Below are 20696 nucleotides of genomic sequence, written 5' to 3'. Positions count from 1 at the left end.
CCGCGTGCGCCGGCGGGAGCGGGCGGGCGCGGTGCGGTCGATGCAGACGGCGGGTAGCAACGGAGGTAACAGATGTCCGGCCACTCAAAGTGGGCGACGACCAAGCACAAGAAGGCGGTCATCGACGCCAAGCGCGGCAAGATGTTCGCCAAGCTGATCAAGAACGTCGAGGTCGCCGCGCGGACCGGCGGCGGTGACCCGGCCGGCAACCCGACGCTCTACGACGCCATCCAGAAGGCCAAGAAGAACTCGGTCCCCAACGACAACATCGACCGCGCCGTCAAGCGCGGCTCGGGCCTGGAGGCGGGCGGCGCCGACTGGCAGACGATCATGTACGAGGGCTACGGCCCCAACGGCGTGGCGATGCTGATCGAGTGCCTCACCGACAACCGCAACCGCGCGGCGACCGAGGTGCGCACCGCGCTGACCCGTAACGGCGGCTCGTTCGCCGACGCGGGCTCCGTGTCGTACATGTTCTCCCGCAAGGGCGTGGTGATCGTGCCCAAGGCCGGGACGACCGAGGACGACGTGATGCTGGCGGTCCTCGACGCCGGTGCCGAGGAGGTCAACGACCTGGGCGAGGCGTTCGAGGTGGTCTCCGAGCCGACCGACCTGATCGCGGTCCGCACCGCCCTCCAGGACGCCGGAATCGAGTACGAGTCGGCCGAGTCGTCGCTGGTCCCGAGCGTCAACGTCCCCCTCGACGAGGACGGCGCCCGCAAGATCTTCAAGCTGATCGACGTCCTGGAGGACTGCGACGACGTGCAGAACGTCTACGCGAACTTCGACGTCTCCGACGAGGTGATGGAGGCCGTCGGCTGATCCGACGGGCCCCGACCGTTCCCCGTCGCCGGCGGGTGGCAGGCGGACGCCGGTACGCGGCTCCCCGCCCGGTCCACGGACCGGGCGGGGAGTCCCCCCGTCACGCCGGCTGACGACTCACGGTCGCAGCCGGTTGGCGTAGACGTACGCACCCACGGAACCACCGGTGGCGAGGCCGGCCTCCGCGTCGAACCGGTAGTGCACGCCGAGGTAGATCCGGCTCAACGCGTTCTCCTGGGCGGCCTGGTCGAAGCCGCTCATGTGCCGGACCACGCCGACGGCGTGCGGGTCGTCGGTGGTGGCGTCGAAGCCGATCGCGTTGGTGCCGAAGAAGCCCTTCATCACCGCCGCCCACGCACCGGCCAGGGTGGCGTGCCCGGAGACGTACGCCGGGAAGGCGGGTGTGTACGGCACGCCGTTGCGGTCCTGCGACAACGGCTGCCAACCGGTGCCGTGTATCGCCTCGATGGCGCTCACCGGCCGCCACAGGTCGATCGGGGTCTGGTACTTGGCGTCCCACGCGGCGATGGCGGCGTCGGCGAGGGCGAGGGCGACCAGCCCGAAGAGCCGGGCGTTGGCCAGGATCCCGAGTCCCCGCTGCTCCGCCACGATCCGGGTGTGCGTGAAGAGTTGGCCCGGCGGCTTGTACGTGCCCGCCAGGTCGTTGGCCCAGAAGAACGCGATCTGCGTCTGCTCGGGGGTACGCAGCGACGACCCCCTGCCGCCGTAGGCGCGGACTTCCTGGACCTGGGTGTGGTACTCCTGCCTGCCGAGCAGGTCGCCGTACCCGGTCGCGCCGGCGGGCAGGCCGGGCCGGAACTGCCGACCGGAGGTGAGCGCGAACGGGGTGACCAGGCCCCAGTTCGGCCCTACCGCCGCCTTTCCGTTGGTCGACCGCCACGAACCGGGCACCCCGTCGAGCTGGTACGGGGTGTTGTTGCCGGAACCGTCGTTGGCGCGGGCCTGGAGGTTGGCGGCGGCGGCAGCGGCGCCGACGGTGTCGCCCCGCGCGGCCTCCGCGGCGTTCACGCCGGACGGTCGGCGGGCGATGGCGCCGGCGAGGGCCTGGGTGTAGGAGCGACCCTGCCCGCCGTACAGGGCGGTCAGCACGTCGTGGGCCGCCCGGTCGATGGCCGCGTGCAGGGACGGCGCCACGACGTCGTCCATGGTGCCCGGGTAGCTGACCGGCACCCGGACCCGGTAGGGGTTGCCGACGCCGGTGACCGAGACGGCGGCGTCGTGCATCGCCGCGTGCAGGATGGCCGCCTCCCGGGAGGACGCGGTGGGCGGCAGGTCCAGCGCCTGGTAGGTGTCGATCAGGATCCCGTTCCAGTACAGGATCGGGTCGGTGGCCGGGTCGACGGCCAGCGGGGTGAGCGAGATGTTGTCCAGCCGGACGGTCGAGGCCGCGTGCGCGCCGAGGTGGAACAGGAGCACCGCCTGCGGGTCACCGAAGGGGGACGCGAAGTCGAAGGTGAACCGGCGCATCGTGGGCGTCAGCGCGACGGTCTGGTCGACGGCGGAGGTGAAGGGCGTGTCCACCCGGGAGACCGAGACGCGCAGCGAGCGGTTGACGTCGGCGGAGGCGTCGAACTGCAACCGGTACGGCTGGCCGGCCGTCACGCCGAACTCGAAGTGGCCGACGAGGTCGTCCCAGGTGGGCCTGGTGGCCGGTCCGGCGGTGCGGATGCGCAACTGCCCGGCGTCGACGGTCGTGCTGGTCGCGGCGAGCCGGGTCCACCAGGGCGCGGTGCTGCCGTTGTCGAACGTGCCGTTGAGGATCAGGTCGCCCGCGGCGGCAGCGGCCGGCGCGGGACGGATGACGGTCGCGAGGGTGCCGGCGAGCACGACCGCCAGCACCGCGCCGAGCAGCCGGCGGAGCCGCCGTGGATCGCCGTGGTGTCGCAGGCCGATCGATGGGGTCATGGAGAGCCTTTCCGGTCCGGGACCGGCGACGACAGGGTCGTCGCCGTGAGGATGGGCTCACCGTAGGTGCGTTCGACCTGTTCGCCGCCGCCGTACAGCGTTCGGAACAGTGCCGTACGGACGGCAACGGGCGCCGGTGTCCGATCAGGACACCGGCGCCCGGGCGGGGCGATCGTCGGTCAGCCGATGGTCTCCCGCGACCGCCACGCCGTACGGACCGAGGTGCGGCCGTTGGTGCGCAGCAGCGAGCCCTCGTACACCCGGGCTCCGGCGACCACGAACGCGACGGCCGCGACCAGCAGCAGGCCCAGCGCCACCAGCGGCTCCCAGCCGGCCGCGTCCCCGGTGAACAGCCGCAACGGCATCGCGGTCGGCGAGGAGAACGGCAGGTACGACAGCACCCGCATGACCGCCGCGTTGTCGTTGAAGAAGATCACCGCGAAGAACGGCAGCATGACCACGAGCTGCACCGGCATCGACACGCCCGTGATGTCCTCCTGGCGGTTGACCAGCGCGCCGGCCGCCGCCCACATGGCCGCGACCAGCACGAATCCGAGCAGGAAGAACGGCAGGAACCAGCCGATCGCCGGGCCCAGCAGCGAGAGCAGGCCGTCGCTGCCGGCGAACCGCGCCCCGACCACGGCGACCACGGCGACCAGCGCGATCTGCCCGAGGGCCAGCACCGTGCCGGCGAGCATCTTGCCGGCCAGCAACGCCCGCACCGGCACGGCGGCCACCAGGATCTCCACGATCCGGGTCTGCTTCTCCTCGATGATGCTCTGCGCGATCTGCACGCCGAAGGTCTGCGAGGTGACGAAGAAGATGAACGCGAACGCGAACGGCACCAGGAAGGCCAGCACCGGGTCCACCGCGTCGGGGTCCAGCAGCCGGACCGCCGGCTGCGTGCTCAGCGCCGCGACCACGTCGTCGGGGGCCTCGTCCATGGCCAGGACCGCCGGTCCGGAGACCACCGCGGCGTCCACCTCGCCGTCGCGTACGGCCTGCTCGGCGGCGCGGTCGTCGGGGACCGTACGCACCTCCAGGCCCGCCTCCCGCAGCGGGCCCGCCGCCGCCTCGACGACCGCCACGCTCGCCGGTCCGCCGGACAGCATCGGCGGCAGGATGGTCGCGGCGGCGGCCATCAGCAGGAAGAACACGGTGCTGAACAGGAAGGTGCGGTCGCGCAGCTTGACCCGGATCTCCCGGGCGGCGACCAGCTTGGTGGCCTGCGTGACGTTCACTGGGCGACCTCTCGGAAGATCTCGGTGAGGGACGGGCTGACCGGGCGGAACGCGCGGACGGGGCCGCGGGCCAGCGCCGCGTGCAGCACCGGCTGCTCGTCGCTTCCGGGCGCGAGGTCGAACACGGCGCGGGCGCCGTCCAGGTCGACGAGGGTCACCCCGGGTTGGTCCCGCAGCCAGCCGGCGTCGGTCTCCACCACCAGCTCGAACCGGGGCGTGGTGTACGTCGCGCGCAGCTCCTCGCGGCTGCCGGCGGCCCGGATCACGCCGCCCGCGATGATCACCAGGTCGTCGCAGAGCCGCTCGACGACGTCCAACTGGTGGCTGGAGAACAGCACCGGGGCGCCCGTGGCGGCGCGCTCCCGCAGGACCGCCACGACCGTGTCCACGGCCAGCGGGTCGAGGCCGGAGAAGGGCTCGTCGAGCACCAGCACCTCGGGGTCGTGCACCAGGGCGGCGGCGATCTGCGCGCGCTGCTGGTTGCCCAGCGACAGCGTCTCCAGCAGGTCGTCGCCGCGTTCGCCGAGCCCGACCCGCTCCAGCAGCTCGTCCGTGCTGCGCCGTGCGGCGTCGGCGGTCATCCCGTGCAGCCGGCCCAGGTAGGTCACCTGGTCGCGGACGCTCATCTTCGGATAGAGGCCACGCTCCTCGGGCATGTAGCCGAAGCGCCGGCGGGCCTCCCTGGTCAGCGGCGCCCCCTGCCAGGTGATCGCGCCGGCGTCCGGGGCGAGCACCCCGAGGATGATCCGCATGGTGGTGGTCTTGCCGGCGCCGTTGCCGCCCACGAAACCGGTCATCCGGCCGGCAACCACGTCGAAGGACACGTTCTGGAGCACCCGCCGGTCGCCGAAGCTGCGGTCGACGCCGTCGAGTCGGAGCACATTGGTCACGGCGTCCACGCTAGGCCGTCCCCCGCCGGCCGCCGTCCGTCCGGAGGGCGACCGGAACGTCCCTCTCGCGGCGGAGCCGGATCATCCGCCGGGACGCACCACCCCGTGCTCGTACGCGAAGACCACCGCCTGCACCCGGTCGCGCAGGCCGAGCTTGGCGAGCACCCGGCTGACGTGCGTCTTCACCGTCGCCTCGCCCAGGTGCAGCGCCCCGGCGATCTCGGCGTTGCTGGCGCCCCCGGCGACCAGCACCAGGACCTCCCGTTCACGGGGGGTGAGGTCTCCCAGCGCCGCCTCGGGAGACGCCATCGGGCCGCCCGTGCCGCCGGGGCGGGCGAACGTGGCGATCACCCGCCGGGTGATCTCCGGGGCGAGCAGGCCGTCGCCCCGGGCGAGCACCCGGATCGCCTCGATCAGCGCCTCCGGGGTGCCGTTCTTGAGCAGGAAGCCGCTGGCCCCGGCCTGCAACGCGGCGAAGAGGTAGTCGTCCCGGTCGAACGTGGTGAGGATCAGCACGGCCGGCCCGCCCGGCGCGTCCTGCTCGGCGGTGATCCGCCGGGTGGCTTCCAGCCCGTCGACCCCGGGCATCTCCACGTCCATCAGCACCACGTCCGGGGTCAACGCCCGGGCCATGCTGGCGGCCCGCTCCCCGTCGGCGGCCTCCCCGACGACCTCGATGTCGTCCTCCACCTCCAGGATGACCCGGAAGCCCGTGCGGACCAGGTGCTGGTCGTCGGCGAGCAGCACCCGGATCGGCCGGTCGGTGCCGGTGGCCTCGCGGTCGGCGCTCACGCCGGGCCCCCGATCGGCAGCGGCAGCGGGAACCGGGCCCGCACCCGCCAGCCCCCGCCGGCCCGGGCGCCGACCTCCAACGCGCCGCCGTGGGTGGCGACCCGCTCGCGCATCCCGACCAGGCCGAGCCCGTCGGCGTTCGCCGGGCGGGTGGCCCGTCCGTCATCGGTCACGTCGACCTCCACCTCGTGTGCCAGGTAGCGAACCCGGACGTCCAGTGTGGTCGCCCCGGCCGCGTGCTTGAGCGCGTTCGTCACGGCCTCCTGGGCGACCCGGTACGCGGCCTGGGAGACCGACTCCGGCAGCGGCGCCGGATCCCCGTACACCCCGAGGGTGGCCCGCAGCCCCGCCTCGCGGGCCCGGTCGACCACGGCGCCCACCTGGTCGATGCCGGCAGGGCCGGTCCGCGTCCCGGCGTCCGCATCGGTGTCGCGGGCGCGGAGCAGGCCGAGCATCCGGCGCAGCTCGTCGACCGCCGTGCGGGCCGTCTCCTCGATGGCGCTCAACGCGGCCCGGGCCTTGACCGGGTCCTTGTCGAACACCCGGCGGGCGGCGGAGGCCTGCACGCCCATCACCGACACGTGGTGGGCGACCACGTCGTGCAGTTCCCGGGCGATGCGGACCCGCTCGCCGACCACGGCGTGCTCGCGGATCTCCGCCTGTGAGCGGCGCAGCTCCTCGGCCCGCGCCTGCACCTCGTGCTGCCGCCGGGCGGCCAGCCAGGCGGTCTCCCCGAAGAAGTACGCGAACCCGAAGTACAGGAGGTTGATCAGCACCCCGGTGACGATCGCGGCGAGCACCGGCGGCACCGGCCCGACCGCCTGGGCGAACGCGTCGGCCGGGATGCTGCTGTAGCTGGTCACGTAGTAGACGCCGAGCCACAGGAACATGACGGCGATGACGCCGATCCGCAGCCGCCGGGACAGCCGCCGGTCCCGGCCCCACGCGCCCAGGGTGTAGAGGGCGGCGAAGAGGGCCCACGAGGAGAGCTGCGTCTCCGGGGCGGCCCGGGCCTGTGCGGCGACGAACGCGACCGAGACCACCACCGTGACAGTGGCGGGGAACCGGCGTCGCCAGATCAGCGGCAGGGTCACCGCGACGGTCCAGAAGAGCTGCTCCGGGCCGGACGGCGGCGGCCCGAGCACGAACGCTCCGGTGCTGCGGGCCAGGGTCAGGCTGAACAGCGCCAGCGCGGTCGCGGCCAGCCCGGCGTAGACGTCGACCCGCCGTTGCTCCGGGGTGGGCCCCGGCCGCTGCCAGTCGTCGTCGGTCTCGCTGTTCATCCAGGTCAGGATCTCATCCCGCCGGTCGCCGCCGGTGACCGACCGAACCGACGACGTTGATAGCCCCCAGCGCAGGTGGGAGAATCTGCGGGGCGGGGCGCTGCCCCGCCGGACTGACGACCTCGGCACGCGCGCCGACCCGGCACGCCGGGGCGTGCCGGGCCGGTGTCGTCGCGCTCAGCGGCGGTTGCGGTACGCCTTGATGGCGCTGTCGACGATGTCCCAGAGGGTCACCAGCACGGTGCCGACGATGACGGCGGTCGCCAGCATGTTCAGGTTGTCGCCCTGCTGGAGCCAGTCGAAGCGGGCCAGCAGCTCCGGGCTGAGCAGCCGGTCGGTCGACATCAGCCAGACCACCGGCACCGCGAACGCCAGGTTGAGCACCGCGTTCACCGCGACCAGCGGCCAGGTCCAGCGGCCGGCCCGGTACTTGGCGATCTCCAGGCCGATCGTGGCGACCAGCACGGCCATCAGGAACGGCAGCCAGAAGCTCCACAGCGCGGGGTCGAGGACCGGCACGTCGCCGCCGTCGCGCCCGGGAACGAACGACCGGAAGTGCTGCATCGGCAGGTAGGCGATGACGAGCGTCAGGAAGCCGATCGAGGCGGCGGTGTCGGCCACGGTGATCTGCCGATGCAGCGGGGTCTCCGGCAGCTGGTCGACGCTCCACGCGGGCAGGTGCAGGGGAGTCTTGGTGCGCTCCAGCACCGCGAAGACCGCGGTGACCCAGAAGGCGATCTGGACGGCCACCTGGATGCTGCCGGCGATGCCCGCGCCGATCGCCTGGCCGACGGTGCCGCCGTCAGCGGCCTCCAGCAGGCCGAGCAGCACGCCGACGCCCACCGGGATGAAGCTGAGCAGCAGCTTCATCAGCCGGGCCCAGGCCAGGTAGTAGGTCGGGCCGATGAGCTGCAACCGGCGGTCGGCGTAGCGGGCGGCGAGCAGGTCCGGATCGCCCAGCTCGGTGAGCACCTCCCGCTCAGCGGCGGTGGCGTCCTGACCGCCGTCCGTGCGGCCCTCGACCATGTCGTCGATCGAGGCGCGCAGCTCGGTGGCGATCTCCTCGCGGCGCGCGACCGGCACCGAGCGCAGGGTCGCGGCGAGGTATCGGTCGGTCAGGGTGGTCATCGGTCGGCTCCTTCGATCAGCCCGGTCAGGGAGGTCTGCACTGCGGCCAGGTCGGTGAGGAGCCGGCTCAGCACCGACTCGCCCTCCTCGCTGGTCCGGTAGAACTTGCGCGGCCGGCTCTCCTCGGTGTTCCACTCGCTGGTCAGCAGCCCCTGCTCCTCCAGCCGCCGCAGCAGCGGGTAGAGCGTGTTGGCGTCGACCGGAAAGCCGTGGTCGGAGAGGCGTTGCAGCAACGCGTAGCCGTAGTCGGGGTGGCGTAGCGCGACGAGGCTGGCCACCACCACGGTGCCTCGCCGCAACTCCTGGAGGTGCGTCCGCAGGATCTCATCGCTCACCATGTGTCACACCATACTGTGTGGCACACACTGTCGTCTAGTGGCACATCATCGTGTGCGACTGCATCAGTGTGTTTCCGGCGAACAGACGGCGACGGACCACAAGGGGTCCGTCGCCGTCCCCGGCCCTCAGCAGGACCGGCCCTCCCGGAAGGTGCGCTCGACGAAGGACGCCGGGCCGACCTGGAGATAGCCGACGCCGGGCCGGATCGGGTGGCCGGTGAACAGCTCCACCCGCGAACCGAACCGCACCAGGTACGCCGACGCGTCGTCCGCGTCGTTGCGGATCAGCGAGCCCTGCGAGCCGTAGATCAGCGCCAACTCGGCGAAGGACATGCCCACCGCCGCGCCGGCGGGCGTGCGCGGCGGCGCGGTGGCCGTGCCGACCTCCACCAGCAGGCCGTCGCGGAAGGCCAGCAGGATCTTCCCCGCCCAGGCCCCGGTGACGCCGGTGCGGACCACGCCGTCGCAGTCGGGGGCCACCCAGTCGATGAGGCCCGCCGCCGACAGGCGCGCCAGGCTGGCCCCGATCCGGAACGGCCCCGCGCCCCGGACACTGATGACCTCGACCTCGTCCTGCCGGGTGGCGGGCAAGCGGAAGCCGCCCGCAGCCGGGCCGGGGCGGCCGTCGGTGAGCTGCCCGGCGGCGACGTCCGGCCGGGGAGCGGCGGCGGCCGGGGCCGCCACGGTGGTCGGCACGAGCCCGGCCATGGCCAGCAGGGCGGTGATGACGGGGTACGAGAGACGACGCACGGGAATCTCCTCCTCCGGAGTTTCGGGTCCTTCTCCTGTTGGTCGCCCGCACGGCCGGATCGGTTCGTCGGGTTGCCGACCCGCGTTCCCGGCCGCACCGGCGTCGCGCGGTGTCGAGGGCTGCCGCCGCCCCGGCCCGGCGTCTACTGTCGAGGCGGACGGCGACCGGCGGTGCCGGTGTCGGGGGTGGTGCGGTGACCAGTCCGGGGCGGATCGGGCCCTACCGGATCGAGCGGCTGCTCGGCACGGGGGCGTTCGCGACCGTCTGGCTGGCCCGCGACCCGGTGCTCGACTCGCCGGTGGCGATCAAGGTGCTGGCCGAGAACTGGCACCACGACCTGCGGGTGCGGGAGCGTTTCCTCGACGAGGCCCGCCTGCTGCGCCAGCTCGACGACGAGCGGCTGGTCCGCGTCCACGCGGTCGGCGAGCTGGCGGACGGCCGGCCGTACTCCGTCATGACCTGGGCCGACGGCGGCAGCCTGCGCGACCGGCTGACGGCGGTCCCGCTGCCCACGCGGGCCGCCCTGGACCTGCTGGCCGAGATCGCCGCCGGCGTCGCCGTCCTGCACCGGCACGGCGTGGTGCACCGCGACCTGAACCCCGGCAACGTCCTGTTCCGCTCCGGCCCGGACGGCGAGCGGGTGCTGATCGCCGACCTCGGGCTGGCCAAGGCGCTCGCCGCCGCCTCCGGCCTCACCGCCCGGGCCGGCACGCCCGGCTACATGGCCCCCGAGCAGGACGAGCCGTTCGCCGTCGTCGACGCCCGCGCCGACGTGTACGGGCTGGGCCGGCTCGGCCTGCGGCTCCTCGGCGCGGGCACCCACCCGGATGCCGGCCCGCGCCGAAGCGTCCCGCCGGAGGTGGCCGCACTCCTGCGCCGGGCGACCGCGCCCCGCCCCGCCGACCGCTACCCGGACGCCGCAGCCTTCCACGCCGCCCTGCGCCCCACCCCCACCCCGCCCCCCACCCCGCCCCCCGCCCCCGTCGCGTCGATCTTGCACTTCCTGCCCGCCCGAACCGCGCAAAAGCCGCGTATCGGGGGCCGAAAGTGCAAGATCGACGGGACGTCGCCCCGGCGGCGGGTAGGCGTGCTGGTGCTGGGCGTGTTGACGCTCCTCGCAGCCGGGGCCACGGCCGGGGACGACACGACGGGCCGGCGGGACGCCGGGACCTGGACGAGCGGGCCCGTGACGGTCCGGCTGCCGGCCGGCTGGCGGGCCACCGGCACCGGCTGGGCCGGCCAGTACGGCCCCGACGGCCGGCTCGAACCGGCCCTGGTGATGTCGCCCGACCCGCTCCGGTGGGCGGTCGACCCGACGGTGCCGGGTGCCTTCGTCGGGCTGTCGGCCAGCATCGCCGCGCGCACCACCCCGGCCGGGTTCGTCGCCGAACGCCCGCACGCGGAGTGCGTCGCCGCACCGGTACGCCGGACCCGGCAGGCGGGCGTGGACTGGGTGGTGGCCCGGTTCGGCTGCGACCGGGGCCGGCCGGAGGTGGTCGAGGCCGCCGGGCTCGCGCCCGGCCGGGCAGGCCTGCTCTACGTGCAGGTCACACCCCCGGCGGGCAGCGGGGCCGACTTCGTCGACGCCCTGTTGGCCGGGGTGCGGGTGAGCCGGCGGTACGCCCGCTGAGCCGTCCCCCGGGCCGGGGGCCTACCGCACCACCACGGTGATCGTGTGCGTCGTGCCGTTCTGCGGGATCAGCACGGCCACCGTGCCGGGGCGGACGAACCGGATGTCCACCACCCCGGCCTCGTAGCTGCGGGAGACCAGCTCCTCGCGGTCCACCGTCACCTCGCCCGGGCCGATGCCGATGATCCGCAGCACCCCGCCGGTGGCGAAGCAGAGCGAGGTGAGCAGCGCCAGCTCGGACTCGGCCAGCACCACGTCGTAGCGCACCGCCCCGAAGCAGGTGCCGGGCCGTCCGCTCGGCGATCGCGTCGCCGGCGGCGTACGCCCGGCACCGGTCGTCGGGGGCGGAGCCGGCGGGGGCCGCCGGGCCGGTGGCACGACGGCCGAGGTGCCGGGCCCGATCGGCGCGGGCCGGGTCACGGCGGGCGGGGTGGCCGGCGGCGGGCCGGCCAGCGGCGGGCCGGAGGTCGTCGGCGCGGCCGGCGGTCGCACGGGCAGCGGCGAGACCGGCGTCTCCCCGCCCCCGCACGCCGCGACCGGCGCGGCCACGGCCACGGCGAGCACCGCGACCCTGGCGAGCCGCGTGAACCGGGCGAGCCGCGTGAACCGGGCGAGCCGCGTGAACCGGGCGAGCCGCGTGAACCGGGCGAGCCGCGTGAACCGGGCGAGCCGCGCGGTCACGGCGGACACCGCGGCCACCACGGCGGACACCGCGGCCGTGGCGAGCCGCGCGGCTGTCCGGGCGCCGCCGGAGCCGGCCGGGACGTCCGCCCCGCGCCGGTCGTCGGTCACCGGCCGGCGGGCCGCCGTCACCGCCGCCCCCCACCCGGTTCGGGATCCCCGGACAGCCGCTGCCGGAGCTGCCGGCGGGCCTCGTGGATCCGCGACTTCACGGTGCCCTCCGGCACGTCGAGCAGGGCGGCGATCTCCCGGTAGCCCAGCCCGAGGACGTCGCGCAGGGTCACCGCCTCGGCGAACTCGGGACGCACCGAGTCGAGCGCGTCGAGCAGGTCCAACCGGGTGCCGGCGACGACGCTCGTGCGGCGCGGGTCCGCCCGGTCGGGCAGCGGCACCCCGCCGGCCTCCACCAGCCAGCGCCGGCGCAGCACCCGGTACGTCGAGCGGGCCCGGTTCGCCGTCAGCCGGTACAGCCAGGTGTGGAACGACGACCGGCCCTCGAACCGGGTGATGCCCCGGGCCAGCGCGAGCAACGCGTCCTGGCACGCCTCCTCGGCGTCCTCCCGGTGGGGCAGCAGGCGGGCGCAGAGGCGCAGCACCTCCGGTCGCACCGCGACCAGCAGCGCGTCGAGCGCCGCCGGGTCGCCGCGTGCCGCCGCCGCGGCCACGTCCTCGATACCGTCCGGGAGGGGCACCAGGTCGTCCAATGCTCGCCGGGATGCCGTCCGGCCAGGGTAGGTTCGCCGCCGCCCGGCCGGCCCGGTCGAGTCCGGCAGCCGACAGTCACAAGCGTCGCCGGGGCGGCCCGGGGAGATCCACACGACCCGGCCCGGGAGCCGGGCGCGGCGGTGCTGGAGCCCCCTCTTCCGGCGGCGATAGGGTAGGCCGTCCGAGCTCGACCATCCCATGATCTGACCCGGGGGGGCGCCACGCATGGGCGATTCGTTCGCGCATCTGCACGTGCACACGGAGTACTCGATGCTCGACGGGGCGGCCCGGCTCAAGGACCTCTTCGCCGAGGTCAAGCGGCAGGGCATGCCGGCCGTCGCGATGACCGACCACGGCAACATGCACGGCGCGAACGACTTCTACAAGCAGGCGATGGCCGCCGGCGTCACCCCGATCCTCGGCATCGAGGCGTACGTGGCGCCGGAGTCGCGGTTCCACAAGCAGCGGGTGAAGTGGGGTCGGCCGGAGCAGAAGAGCGACGACGTCTCCGGCAGCGGCGGCTACACCCACATGACCATCTGGGCGAAGAACAAGACGGGCCTGCACAACCTCTTCAAGCTCACCTCCCGGTCGTACACCGAGGGGTTCTTCGTCAAGTGGCCGCGGATGGACGCGGAGCTGCTCGCCGCCAACGCCGACGGGTTGATGGCCACCACCGGCTGCCCCTCGGGCGAGGTGCAGACCCGGCTGCGCCTGGGCCAGTACGACGAGGCGCTCAAGGCCGCCGCGCGGTACCAGGAGATCTTCGGCAAGGAGAACTACTTCCTGGAGGTCATGGACCACGGCATCAGCATCGAGAGCCGGGTCCGCCAGGAGCTGCATGACATCTCCCGCAAGCTGGACATCCCGCCGGTGGTCACCAACGACTCGCACTACACCCACGAGTCGCAGGCCGAGGCGCACGACGTGCTGCTCTGCGTGCAGACGGCGGCGAACGTCGCCGACCCGAACCGGTTCCGGTTCGACGGCAGCGGCTACTACATCAAGTCCGCCGACGAGATGCGCGCCGTCGACAACTCCGATTTCTGGCTGGAGGGCTGCCGCAACACCCTGCTGGTGGCCGAGAAGGTCGACCCCGCCGGGATGTTCGAGTTCCACAACCTGATGCCGCGCTTCCCGGTCCCAGAGGGGGAGACCGAGGAGTCCTGGTTCCGCAAGGAGACCTTCGCCGGGCTGGCCCGGCGCTACCCCGGCGGCATCCCCGACGGGCACGTCACGCAGGCCGAGTACGAGCTGGGCGTCATCATCCAGATGGGCTTCCCGTCGTACTTCCTCGTGGTCGCCGACTTCATCCAGTGGGCCAAGAACCAGGGCATCGCCGTGGGCCCCGGCCGTGGCTCGGCCGCCGGCTCGCTGGTGGCGTACGCGCTGGGCATCACCGACCTCGACCCGATCCCGCACGGCCTGATCTTCGAGCGGTTCCTCAACCCCGAGCGCGTCTCCATGCCGGATGTCGACATCGACTTCGACGAGCGCCGGCGCGGTGAGGTGATCAAGTACGTCACCGACAAGTGGGGCGAGGACAAGGTCGCCCAGATCGCCACCTTCGGCACGATCAAGGCGAAGGCCGCGATCAAGGACTCGGCCCGGGTGCTCGGCTACCCGTACGCGGTGGGCGACCGGATCACCAAGGCGATGCCCCCCGCGGTGATGGGCAAGGACATCCCGCTGGAGGGCATCTTCGACCCCAAGCACCCCCGGTACGCCGAGGCCGGCGAGATCCGGGGCATGTACGAGGCCGAGGCGGACGTCAAGAAGGTAATCGACACCGCCCGGGGCATCGAGGGGCTGATCCGGCAGACCGGCGTGCACGCCGCCGGCGTCATCATGTCCGCCGAGCCGATCATCGACCACATCCCGCTGATGCGCCGGGACTCCGACGGGGTCATCATCACCCAGTTCGACTACCCGACGTGCGAGTCGCTCGGGCTGTTGAAGATGGACTTCCTCGGCCTGCGCAACCTGACCATCATCGACGACGCGGTGAAGAACATCCAGCTCAACCACGGCAAGGAGCTGGACCTGCTGGCGCTGCCGCTGGACGACAAGGCCGCGTACGAGCTGCTGGGCCGGGGCGACACCCTGGGCGTGTTCCAGCTCGACGGCGGCCCGATGCGGTCGCTGCTGCGGATGATGAAGCCGGACAACTTCGAGGACATCTCCGCCGTCCTCGCGCTCTACCGCCCCGGCCCGATGGGCGTCGACTCGCACACCAACTACGCGCTGCGCAAGAACAACCTCCAGGAGATCACCCCGATCCACCCGGAGCTGGAGGAGCCGCTGCGGGAGATCCTCGCGCCCACCTACGGCCTGATCGTCTACCAGGAGCAGGTGCAGCGCGCCGCCCAGATCCTCGCCGGTTACAGCCTCGGCCAGGCCGACCTGCTGCGCCGGGCGATGGGCAAGAAGAAGAAGGAGATCCTCGACAAGGAGTTCATCCCGTTCCGGGACGGCTGCCGGGAGCGTGGCTACTCCGACGAGGCGATCCAGAAGGTCTGGGACGTGCTGGTCCCGTTCGCCGGCTACGCCTTCAACAAGGCGCACTCGGCGGCGTACGGCCTGGTGTCGTACTGGACGGCGTACCTGAAGGCGCACTACCCCGCCGAGTACATGGCGGCGCTGCTCACCTCCGTCGGCGACGACAAGGACAAGATGGCGCTCTACCTCTCGGAGTGCCGCCGGATGCGCATCCAGGTGCTGCCGCCGGACGTGAACACCTCCGCCGGGCCGTTCACCCCGGTCGGCAAGGAGATCCGGTTCGGCCTCGGCGCGGTACGCAACGTCGGGGCGAACGTGGTCGCCTCGATCATGCGGTGCCGGGACGAGAAGGGCGAGTACGCCGACTTCTACGACTTCCTGTCCAAGGTCGACGCGGTGGTCTGCAACAAGAAGACCATCGAATCGCTGATCAAGGCCGGGGCGTTCGACGCGCTCAACCACTCCCGCAAGGCGTTGCTGACGGTGCACGCGGAGGCCATCGACGCGTACGCGGACGTCAAGCGCAAGGAGGCCGTCGGTCAGTACGACCTCTTCGGCGCCGGCTTCGGCGACGCGGACACCAACAGCACCACCGTGATGCCCGTGATCGGCGACGGGGAGTGGGACAAGCGCGACAAGCTCGCCTTCGAACGCGAGATGCTCGGCCTCTACGTCTCCGACCACCCGCTCTTCGGCCTGGAACACGTCCTCGGCGCGGCGGCGGACTGCACCATCGCCTCCCTGTCGGAGGAGGGCACCGTCCCGGACGGCGCCGTGGTCACCCTCGCCGGCATCCTCTCCGGGGTGCAGCGCCGGGTCACCAAGCAGGGCCGGGCCTGGGCGTCGGCCACCCTGGAGGACCTCGCCGGCGGCGTGGAGGCGCTCTTCTTCCCCAACACCTACGAGGTGATCGGGCAGTACATCGCCGAGGACGCCATCGTGGTGGTCAAGGGGCGGGTGGACCGGCGCGACGACACCCCCCGGATCATGGCGATGGACATGTCCATGCCGGACGTCAGCAGCAACCCGGCGAACAAGCCGGTCACCCTGACCATCCCGGTGCACCGGTGCACCCCGCCGCTGGTGGAACGGCTCAAGGAGACCCTGGTGCTGCACCCGGGCGACACCGAGGTGCACGTCAAACTGCTCAACGGCGGGCGGACCACCACCCTGCGGCTGGGCCCGTTCCGGGTCGCGGCCACCACCGCGCTGATGGGTGACCTGAAGAGCGTCCTCGGCCCCGCCAACGTCAGCTGACGCCGCCACCCCGCCGGCCAGGCTGGCCGGCGGGGTGGGCCGAGGTCAGACCCGGGTCATGGTCGAGGGGTAGCCGCCACCGCCGGGGTAGACCCACTCGCCGGTGACCGTGCTGTCGTCGGCGCTGAACGTGCCCTCGTAGTACGCCGGGCTGCCCTTCGCGCCACCCCAGATCGTCAACTTGTCGCCGGCCAGCTCGTAGACGTAGTCGAGGGTGTTGCCGGTCGAGTCGTAGAACCGCGACACCACGTCGGCGCTCACCGGCTCGCCGAACGGGCGCAGGTTGCCGATCACCTCCAGGCCGGTGACGGGCTGGCCGAACTGGGTGAGCGCGACCCGCTGGAGCAGGAAGAACCGGCCTTCCATCCACTCGTACGTCACGGTCCCCTCGGCCCCGCCGGTGACCGTCCAGGTGCCGACCAGGCGGTCCAGGGCCGTCAGGTCGGCGCTCGGCTGGTGGGTCTCAGACATCTCGTCCTCCTTGATGGGTTGTCGCCGGTACCTCGGAGGCGGCGGGCGGGCCTCGACACGCGCCGGACGTGACCCCGATCACGGTCTGGTCGTGTCGAGATCGCGAGGCCGGTTACGAGGTGACGGCAGCAACCCGGCAAGCGCGCCGTGCCGACCGTCGCCTGCCCCCACGTACCGTCGACCCGACCAGGAAGAGGACCCGTGAAATACCTGCTGCTCAGTTACACGCCGGCCGCCGCCTGGGACGCCGCGACCGCCGACGTCCCGTCCGAGGAGGCGATGGCCGCCTTCGCCGCGTACCAGAGGTTCGAGCGGGAGCTGACCGAGACCGGCGAGCTCGTCGGCAGCGAGGGCCTCGGCCACCCCGTGGTCAGCGCCACCGTCCGCCCGACCCCGGCCGGCGTGGTCGCCACCGACGGGCCGTTCGCCGAGCTGAAGGAGGTACTGGCCAGCTTCGCCGTGATCGACGTGGCGAGTCGGGAACGGGCCGTCGAGATCGCCTCGCGGATCGTCGAGGTGCTGGGCGAGCCGATCGAGATCCGGCCGATCATGGGCGAGGACTTCACGGCATGACCGATCCGCGCCGGCCCGCACCCGGCGCGGGCGGAGGCCCGAGCGCGGGTACGCACGGGGGCGCCGGTACGGACGTCGAGCACCTGCTGCGCACCGAGGCGCCGCAGGTGCTCGGCGCGCTGGTACGGCGCTTCGGTCACTTCGACGTCGCCGAGGACGCGGTGCAGGAGGCGCTGCTCGCCGCGAGCCGGGCGTGGCCGGTCGAAGGCGTGCCGGAGAACCCGCGCAGCTGGCTGATCCGGATCGGCTACCGACGGATGGTCGACCTGCTCCGCTCCGAGGGGGCCCGGCGGCGGCGCGAGCAGGAAGCCGGCGCCGCCGAGCTGGCCATGCGGGAGCCGGCCCGCCGGGCGTACCCTCCGCCCGAGACCGACGACAGTCTCACCCTGCTGCTGCTCTGCTGCCATCCGGCGCTGAGCACCACCTCCCAGGTCGCGCTCACGTTGCGCGCGGTGGGAGGTCTGACGACCGCCGAGATCGCGCACGCCCACGGGAGCACCGAGGGCACCATGGGCACCCGGATCAGTCGCGCCAAGCAGCAACTGGCCCGTGCCGGCGCCCGCTTCACCCCGCCGACCGACGCCGACCGGCACGACCGGATGGCCGCGGTGACGCGGGTTCTCTACCTGATCTTCAACGAGGGCTACACGGCCTCCGCCGGCGCCGAACTCGCCCGCGTCGACCTGACCCGCGAGGCGATCCGGCTGGCCCGGATGCTCCACGCCAGCCTGCCGGACGACGCCGAGGTCACCGGCCTGCTCGCGCTGATGCTGCTCACCGAGTCGCGGCGTGCCGCCCGCACCGGCCGCGACGACGAGTTGGTGCCCCTGGACGAGCAGGACCGGACCCGGTGGGACCCCGACCTCATCCGGGCGGGCACCGCGCTGATCGACAGCGTCTGGAACCGGCGCGAGGTGGGCCCCTACCAGTTGCAGGCGGCGATCGCGGCCGTGCACGCCGGCGCTGCGTCGCCGGAGAGCACCGACTGGCCGCAGATCGCGGCGCTCTACCTGTGGCTCGAACGACTGCACCCCACCGCGCCCGTACGGCTGAGCCGGGTGGTCGCGGTGGCCCGGGCGTACGGCCCGGCCCGAGGGCTGGCCCTGCTCGACGACCTCAATCGGCGCTTCCGGCTCGACCAGGAACCGTTGACCCGGCAACGGGAACGCGCGGTGCGCGCCCACCTGCTCGAGATGACCGGCGACGCGTCAGGCGCGGTGACGCGGTACCGCGAGGCGGCCACCCTGACGGACAACCAGGTCGAGCGGCGGTACCTGCTCCACCGCGCCGACCGCCTCGGCTGACCCCCGCACCGCCGGCGGCGTAGCTCGACCTGCCCGGTGCAGCCGCCGGGCGGGGCCGCGAGCGCGGGATTGGCCGTCCCGGTACGCGGCGCGGGTGACTAGCGTCAGCGGCGTGGAGATCGCACAGGCGCAGAAGTTGTGGCAGCCCCAGCCGGGTTGGCTGAACACGGCCAGCTACGGGCTGCCGCCCGACCCGGCGTGGGACGCGGTGCAGGCGGCGCTTGCCGAGTGGCGCTCCGGGCGTACCTCCTGGGAGGGCTGGGGCGAGGCGACCGAGCGGTCCCGGGCCGCCTTCGCCGGCCTGGTCGGGGTGCCGGCCGCCGACGTCACGGTCGGCAGCACCGTCTCCCAGTTGCTGGCCCCGGTCGCCGCCGCGCTGCCCGCCGGGGCGACCGTGGTGGTGCCGGAGGTCGAGTTCACCTCCAACCTCTTCCCCTGGCTGGCGCAGGCCGAGCGGGGCGTCCGGGTGCGGACGGTGCCGCTGGCCGGGCTGGTCGACGCGATCGACGCCGACACCGACCTGGTCGCGTTCAGCCTGGTGCAGTCCGCCGACGGCACGGTCGCCGCGTACGACGAGATCGTCGCGGCGGCCCGGGCGCACGGCGCGCTCGTCGCGGTGGACGCCACCCAGGCGTGCGGCTGGCTGCCGTTCGACGCGGGCCGCGCCGACGTGGTCGCGGTGGGGGCGTACAAGTGGCTGATGGCTCCGCGCGGCTCCGCGCTGGCCTACCTCGCCCCGGCGCTGCGCGAGCGGCTCCGCCCCGACGCCGCCGGCTGGTACGCGGGGGACGACCCGCACAACTCCTACTACGGCCCGCCGCTGCGCCTGGCCGGCGACGCCCGCCGGTTCGACATCTCGCCGGCCTGGTTCAGCTGGGTCGGCACGGCTCCCGCCCTGGAGTTGATCGCCGAGATCGGCGTGCCCGCCGTACGGGCGCACGACGTGGCGCTGGCCAACCGGTTCCTCGCCGGGCTGGGCCAACCGGCAGGCGACAGCGCGATCGTGACGGTGCAGGTGCCGGGCGCGGCGGAGCGGCTGGAGCGGGCCGGTATCCGGGCGGCGGTCCGCGCCGGCCGGGTCCGCGCGTCCTTCCACGTCTACTCCACCGAGGCCGACGTCGACCTCGCCCTGGCCGCGCTCACCGACTGAGCCGGGCGCGTCCGGGGCGAGGCCGACCCGCCGTCACTTGGCGCCGGTGATGATTCCCGGGTTGATGCAGAGGCCGGGGTTGCTGCCGTTGCGCTCGGCGATCTCCAGGCACCGCGAGACCTTGTCGACCTTCGCGTTGGTCTCGGTGATCTGCTTCTGGATGGCGGCGTTCTTCCGGTCCTGCTCCAGGTTGCGGGTCTGGGCGAGCTTGTCCTGGAAGGCCTTGATGTTGCCCTCGGTCTTGTCGTCGTGGTTGACCCGGGTGATCGTCACCGACAGGATGTCGACGTCGGCGGAGAGCCGGCTCTCCGCGCTGCTCTTGATGCTCTCGGCGAAGGGCTTCAGGTCCACGTTGAGGTTGCCGGTGTTCGCGTCGATCCGCTCCAGCGGGTTGTAGGTGGCGAAGGCGTCGTTGACGGCGCTGTCGAGCTGGACGCCCACCCGCTGGCCCCGGAAGCTGTCGAAGTCACCCTTGTAGTCCATGAACTGCTTCGGCGCGTTCTCCGGCTTGACCTGCCACTCGACGAGCACCTCCACGCAGGCGTCGGCGAGCGTGCCGGTGCGGACCCGGACGCAGTTCTCGCCGCCGATGTGGTCGTACTTCTGCCGGCCCGCGTCCCACTCGCCGACCTTCTGCCAGGGGGCCACCCACTTCAGGCCGGAACCGGTGACCGTGCCCGTCGGCTTGCCGAAGCTGGTCACGATCCCGACCGAGCGGATCGGCACGGAGTGGGCGCTGGAGCCGACGGTGAACACGACCGCGCCGACGAGGCAGCCGAGCGCCGCCAGGGTGGCGGTCCGCTTGGTGGGTCTGTTCGAAGCGGCGAGGGCGAGCAGGCCGGAGATCGCCAGAGCGACGGCGAAGATGATGGCAACTGTGAAGCCGAAGGGCATTCGCTCGGCACCTTTCGCGGAAGGGGGCCATCACACTACGGGCGCCGGTCGGGGTGATCCTGAGCTGCTGGCGGCCGTGGGCCGCCCCTTCGATGTGGTACGGAGCAGGCCCGACGGTCGGCGCCGTAGCGGACCAGCCCGGGGTGCGCCGGCGGGCGGTCAACCGGCGCGCACCGGCGGGTTGCGCCGGCGGGTGGTGGTGCGGGGCGGCACCGGCGGGCGGTCGGACTGCGCGGTTGCGGAGGCGTCGGGCGTCGGGCGTCGAAATCTTGGACAGTTGTCGTTGGGTGTGAGCGGTAACTGTCCAAGATTTGGTGGTGGGGATGCCGGCGGCCGGCGCCCCTGTGGGGGTGCCGGCCGT

The 20696-nt window shown here is 73.1% G+C and carries 18 protein-coding genes; 6 read left to right on the top strand and 12 right to left on the bottom strand.

Annotation, left to right across the window (positions count from 1 at the left end; translation table 11 throughout):
• Nucleotides 1-72 precede the first annotated feature (72 nt).
• A complete protein-coding gene (locus ABZ809_RS22315; RefSeq protein ID WP_357564502.1) occupies nt 73-822 on the top strand; it encodes a YebC/PmpR family DNA-binding transcriptional regulator in 750 nt (249 codons plus the stop codon).
• A 117-nt stretch (nt 823-939) separates the two neighbouring features.
• On the opposite strand, the gene ABZ809_RS22310 is transcribed toward ABZ809_RS22315, so the two are convergent.
• The 8 genes from ABZ809_RS22310 to ABZ809_RS22275 all read right to left on the bottom strand — a co-directional run bounded on the left by ABZ809_RS22310 (nt 940) and on the right by ABZ809_RS22275 (nt 9170).
• Complete coding sequence (locus ABZ809_RS22310; RefSeq protein ID WP_357564501.1) at nt 940-2748, bottom strand: carbohydrate binding domain-containing protein; 1809 nt, start codon at nt 2746-2748, stop codon at nt 940-942.
• Between the two features lie 179 nt (nt 2749-2927).
• Complete coding sequence (locus tag ABZ809_RS22305; protein ID WP_357564500.1) at nt 2928-3989, bottom strand: ABC transporter permease; 1062 nt, start codon at nt 3987-3989, stop codon at nt 2928-2930.
• The gene (locus ABZ809_RS22300; protein ID WP_357564499.1) at nt 3986-4879 is read right to left on the bottom strand and encodes an ATP-binding cassette domain-containing protein; all 894 of its coding nucleotides are present in this window, start codon (nt 4877-4879) and stop codon (nt 3986-3988) included. The genes ABZ809_RS22305 and ABZ809_RS22300 overlap by 4 nt, the downstream gene beginning before the upstream one ends.
• An 81-nt stretch (nt 4880-4960) precedes the next feature.
• Complete coding sequence (locus ABZ809_RS22295) at nt 4961-5671, bottom strand: response regulator transcription factor (RefSeq protein WP_357564498.1); 711 nt, start codon at nt 5669-5671, stop codon at nt 4961-4963.
• The gene (locus ABZ809_RS22290) at nt 5668-6954 is read right to left on the bottom strand and encodes a sensor histidine kinase (protein ID WP_357564497.1); all 1287 of its coding nucleotides are present in this window, start codon (nt 6952-6954) and stop codon (nt 5668-5670) included. The genes ABZ809_RS22295 and ABZ809_RS22290 overlap by 4 nt, the downstream gene beginning before the upstream one ends.
• Nucleotides 6955-7131: 177 nt before the next feature.
• Complete coding sequence (locus ABZ809_RS22285) at nt 7132-8082, bottom strand: permease prefix domain 1-containing protein (RefSeq protein ID WP_357564496.1); 951 nt, start codon at nt 8080-8082, stop codon at nt 7132-7134.
• Entirely contained in the window at nt 8079-8420 is a 342-nt protein-coding gene (locus ABZ809_RS22280; protein ID WP_357564495.1) for a PadR family transcriptional regulator, read from the bottom strand. The genes ABZ809_RS22285 and ABZ809_RS22280 overlap by 4 nt, the downstream gene beginning before the upstream one ends.
• Before the next feature lie 126 nt (nt 8421-8546).
• Nucleotides 8547-9170, bottom strand: coding sequence for a hypothetical protein (locus ABZ809_RS22275; RefSeq protein ID WP_357564494.1), 624 nt, complete (start codon nt 9168-9170; stop codon nt 8547-8549).
• Nucleotides 9171-9364: 194 nt separating this feature from the next.
• Here ABZ809_RS22275 and ABZ809_RS22270 point away from each other — a divergent pair, with 194 nt between their 5' ends.
• On the top strand, nt 9365-10801 hold the full coding sequence (locus tag ABZ809_RS22270) for a serine/threonine-protein kinase (RefSeq protein WP_357564493.1): 1437 nt from the start codon (nt 9365-9367) through the stop codon (nt 10799-10801).
• 21 nt (nt 10802-10822) lie between these two features.
• Here the strand turns inward: ABZ809_RS22270 and ABZ809_RS22265 are convergent, their stop codons facing one another.
• Both ABZ809_RS22265 and ABZ809_RS22260 read right to left on the bottom strand, forming a co-directional pair.
• Complete coding sequence (locus tag ABZ809_RS22265) at nt 10823-11614, bottom strand: hypothetical protein (protein ID WP_357564492.1); 792 nt, start codon at nt 11612-11614, stop codon at nt 10823-10825.
• On the bottom strand, nt 11611-12174 hold the full coding sequence (locus tag ABZ809_RS22260) for an RNA polymerase sigma factor (protein WP_357564491.1): 564 nt from the start codon (nt 12172-12174) through the stop codon (nt 11611-11613). Before ABZ809_RS22260 ends, ABZ809_RS22265 begins: the two co-directional genes overlap by 4 nt.
• 238 nt (nt 12175-12412) lie before the next feature.
• On the opposite strand from ABZ809_RS22260, the gene dnaE reads away from it, so the two are divergent.
• Nucleotides 12413-15943 (top strand): DNA polymerase III subunit alpha, encoded by a 3531-nt coding sequence (gene dnaE, locus ABZ809_RS22255; protein ID WP_357564490.1) that lies wholly within the window; start codon nt 12413-12415, stop codon nt 15941-15943.
• Between the two features lie 45 nt (nt 15944-15988).
• Here the strand turns inward: dnaE and ABZ809_RS22250 are convergent, their stop codons facing one another.
• On the bottom strand, nt 15989-16414 hold the full coding sequence (locus tag ABZ809_RS22250) for a hypothetical protein (RefSeq protein ID WP_357564489.1): 426 nt from the start codon (nt 16412-16414) through the stop codon (nt 15989-15991).
• A gap of 201 nt (nt 16415-16615) precedes the next feature.
• On the opposite strand from ABZ809_RS22250, the gene ABZ809_RS22245 reads away from it, so the two are divergent.
• From ABZ809_RS22245 to ABZ809_RS22235, 3 genes are all read left to right on the top strand, one after another.
• The gene (locus tag ABZ809_RS22245) at nt 16616-16987 is read left to right on the top strand and encodes a YciI family protein (protein ID WP_357564488.1); all 372 of its coding nucleotides are present in this window, start codon (nt 16616-16618) and stop codon (nt 16985-16987) included.
• Entirely contained in the window at nt 16984-18291 is a 1308-nt protein-coding gene (locus ABZ809_RS22240) for a DUF6596 domain-containing protein (RefSeq protein WP_357564487.1), read from the top strand. Before ABZ809_RS22245 ends, ABZ809_RS22240 begins: the two co-directional genes overlap by 4 nt.
• 112 nt (nt 18292-18403) lie before the next feature.
• Complete coding sequence (locus ABZ809_RS22235; RefSeq protein ID WP_357564486.1) at nt 18404-19441, top strand: aminotransferase class V-fold PLP-dependent enzyme; 1038 nt, start codon at nt 18404-18406, stop codon at nt 19439-19441.
• A gap of 33 nt (nt 19442-19474) precedes the next feature.
• Here ABZ809_RS22235 and ABZ809_RS22230 read toward each other — a convergent pair whose 3' ends face one another.
• Complete coding sequence (locus ABZ809_RS22230) at nt 19475-20335, bottom strand: SPFH domain-containing protein (RefSeq protein WP_357564485.1); 861 nt, start codon at nt 20333-20335, stop codon at nt 19475-19477.
• Between the last annotated feature and the right edge of the window lie 361 nt (nt 20336-20696).

The organism is Micromonospora sp. NPDC047074 (genome assembly GCF_040643815.1).
Lineage (GTDB): Bacteria > Actinomycetota > Actinomycetes > Mycobacteriales > Micromonosporaceae > Micromonospora.
This window is presented reverse-complemented; position numbering and strand designations above follow the sequence as displayed.

What these genes read in the sequence shown, in the direction of transcription:
- ABZ809_RS22315 (WP_357564502.1), top strand. Translation starts at nt 73, where the DNA reads ATGTCCGGCCACTCAAAGTGGGCGACGACCAAGCACAAGAAGGCGGTC.
- ABZ809_RS22310 (WP_357564501.1), bottom strand. Translation starts at nt 2,748, where the DNA reads ATGACCCCATCGATCGGCCTGCGACACCACGGCGATCCACGGCGGCTC.
- ABZ809_RS22290 (WP_357564497.1), bottom strand. Translation starts at nt 6,954, where the DNA reads ATGAACAGCGAGACCGACGACGACTGGCAGCGGCCGGGGCCCACCCCG.
- ABZ809_RS22285 (WP_357564496.1), bottom strand. Translation starts at nt 8,082, where the DNA reads ATGACCACCCTGACCGACCGATACCTCGCCGCGACCCTGCGCTCGGTG.
- ABZ809_RS22280 (WP_357564495.1), bottom strand. Translation starts at nt 8,420, where the DNA reads ATGGTGAGCGATGAGATCCTGCGGACGCACCTCCAGGAGTTGCGGCGA.
- dnaE (WP_357564490.1), top strand. Translation starts at nt 12,413, where the DNA reads ATGGGCGATTCGTTCGCGCATCTGCACGTGCACACGGAGTACTCGATG.
- ABZ809_RS22250 (WP_357564489.1), bottom strand. Translation starts at nt 16,414, where the DNA reads ATGTCTGAGACCCACCAGCCGAGCGCCGACCTGACGGCCCTGGACCGC.
- ABZ809_RS22240 (WP_357564487.1), top strand. Translation starts at nt 16,984, where the DNA reads ATGACCGATCCGCGCCGGCCCGCACCCGGCGCGGGCGGAGGCCCGAGC.
- ABZ809_RS22230 (WP_357564485.1), bottom strand. Translation starts at nt 20,335, where the DNA reads ATGCCCTTCGGCTTCACAGTTGCCATCATCTTCGCCGTCGCTCTGGCG.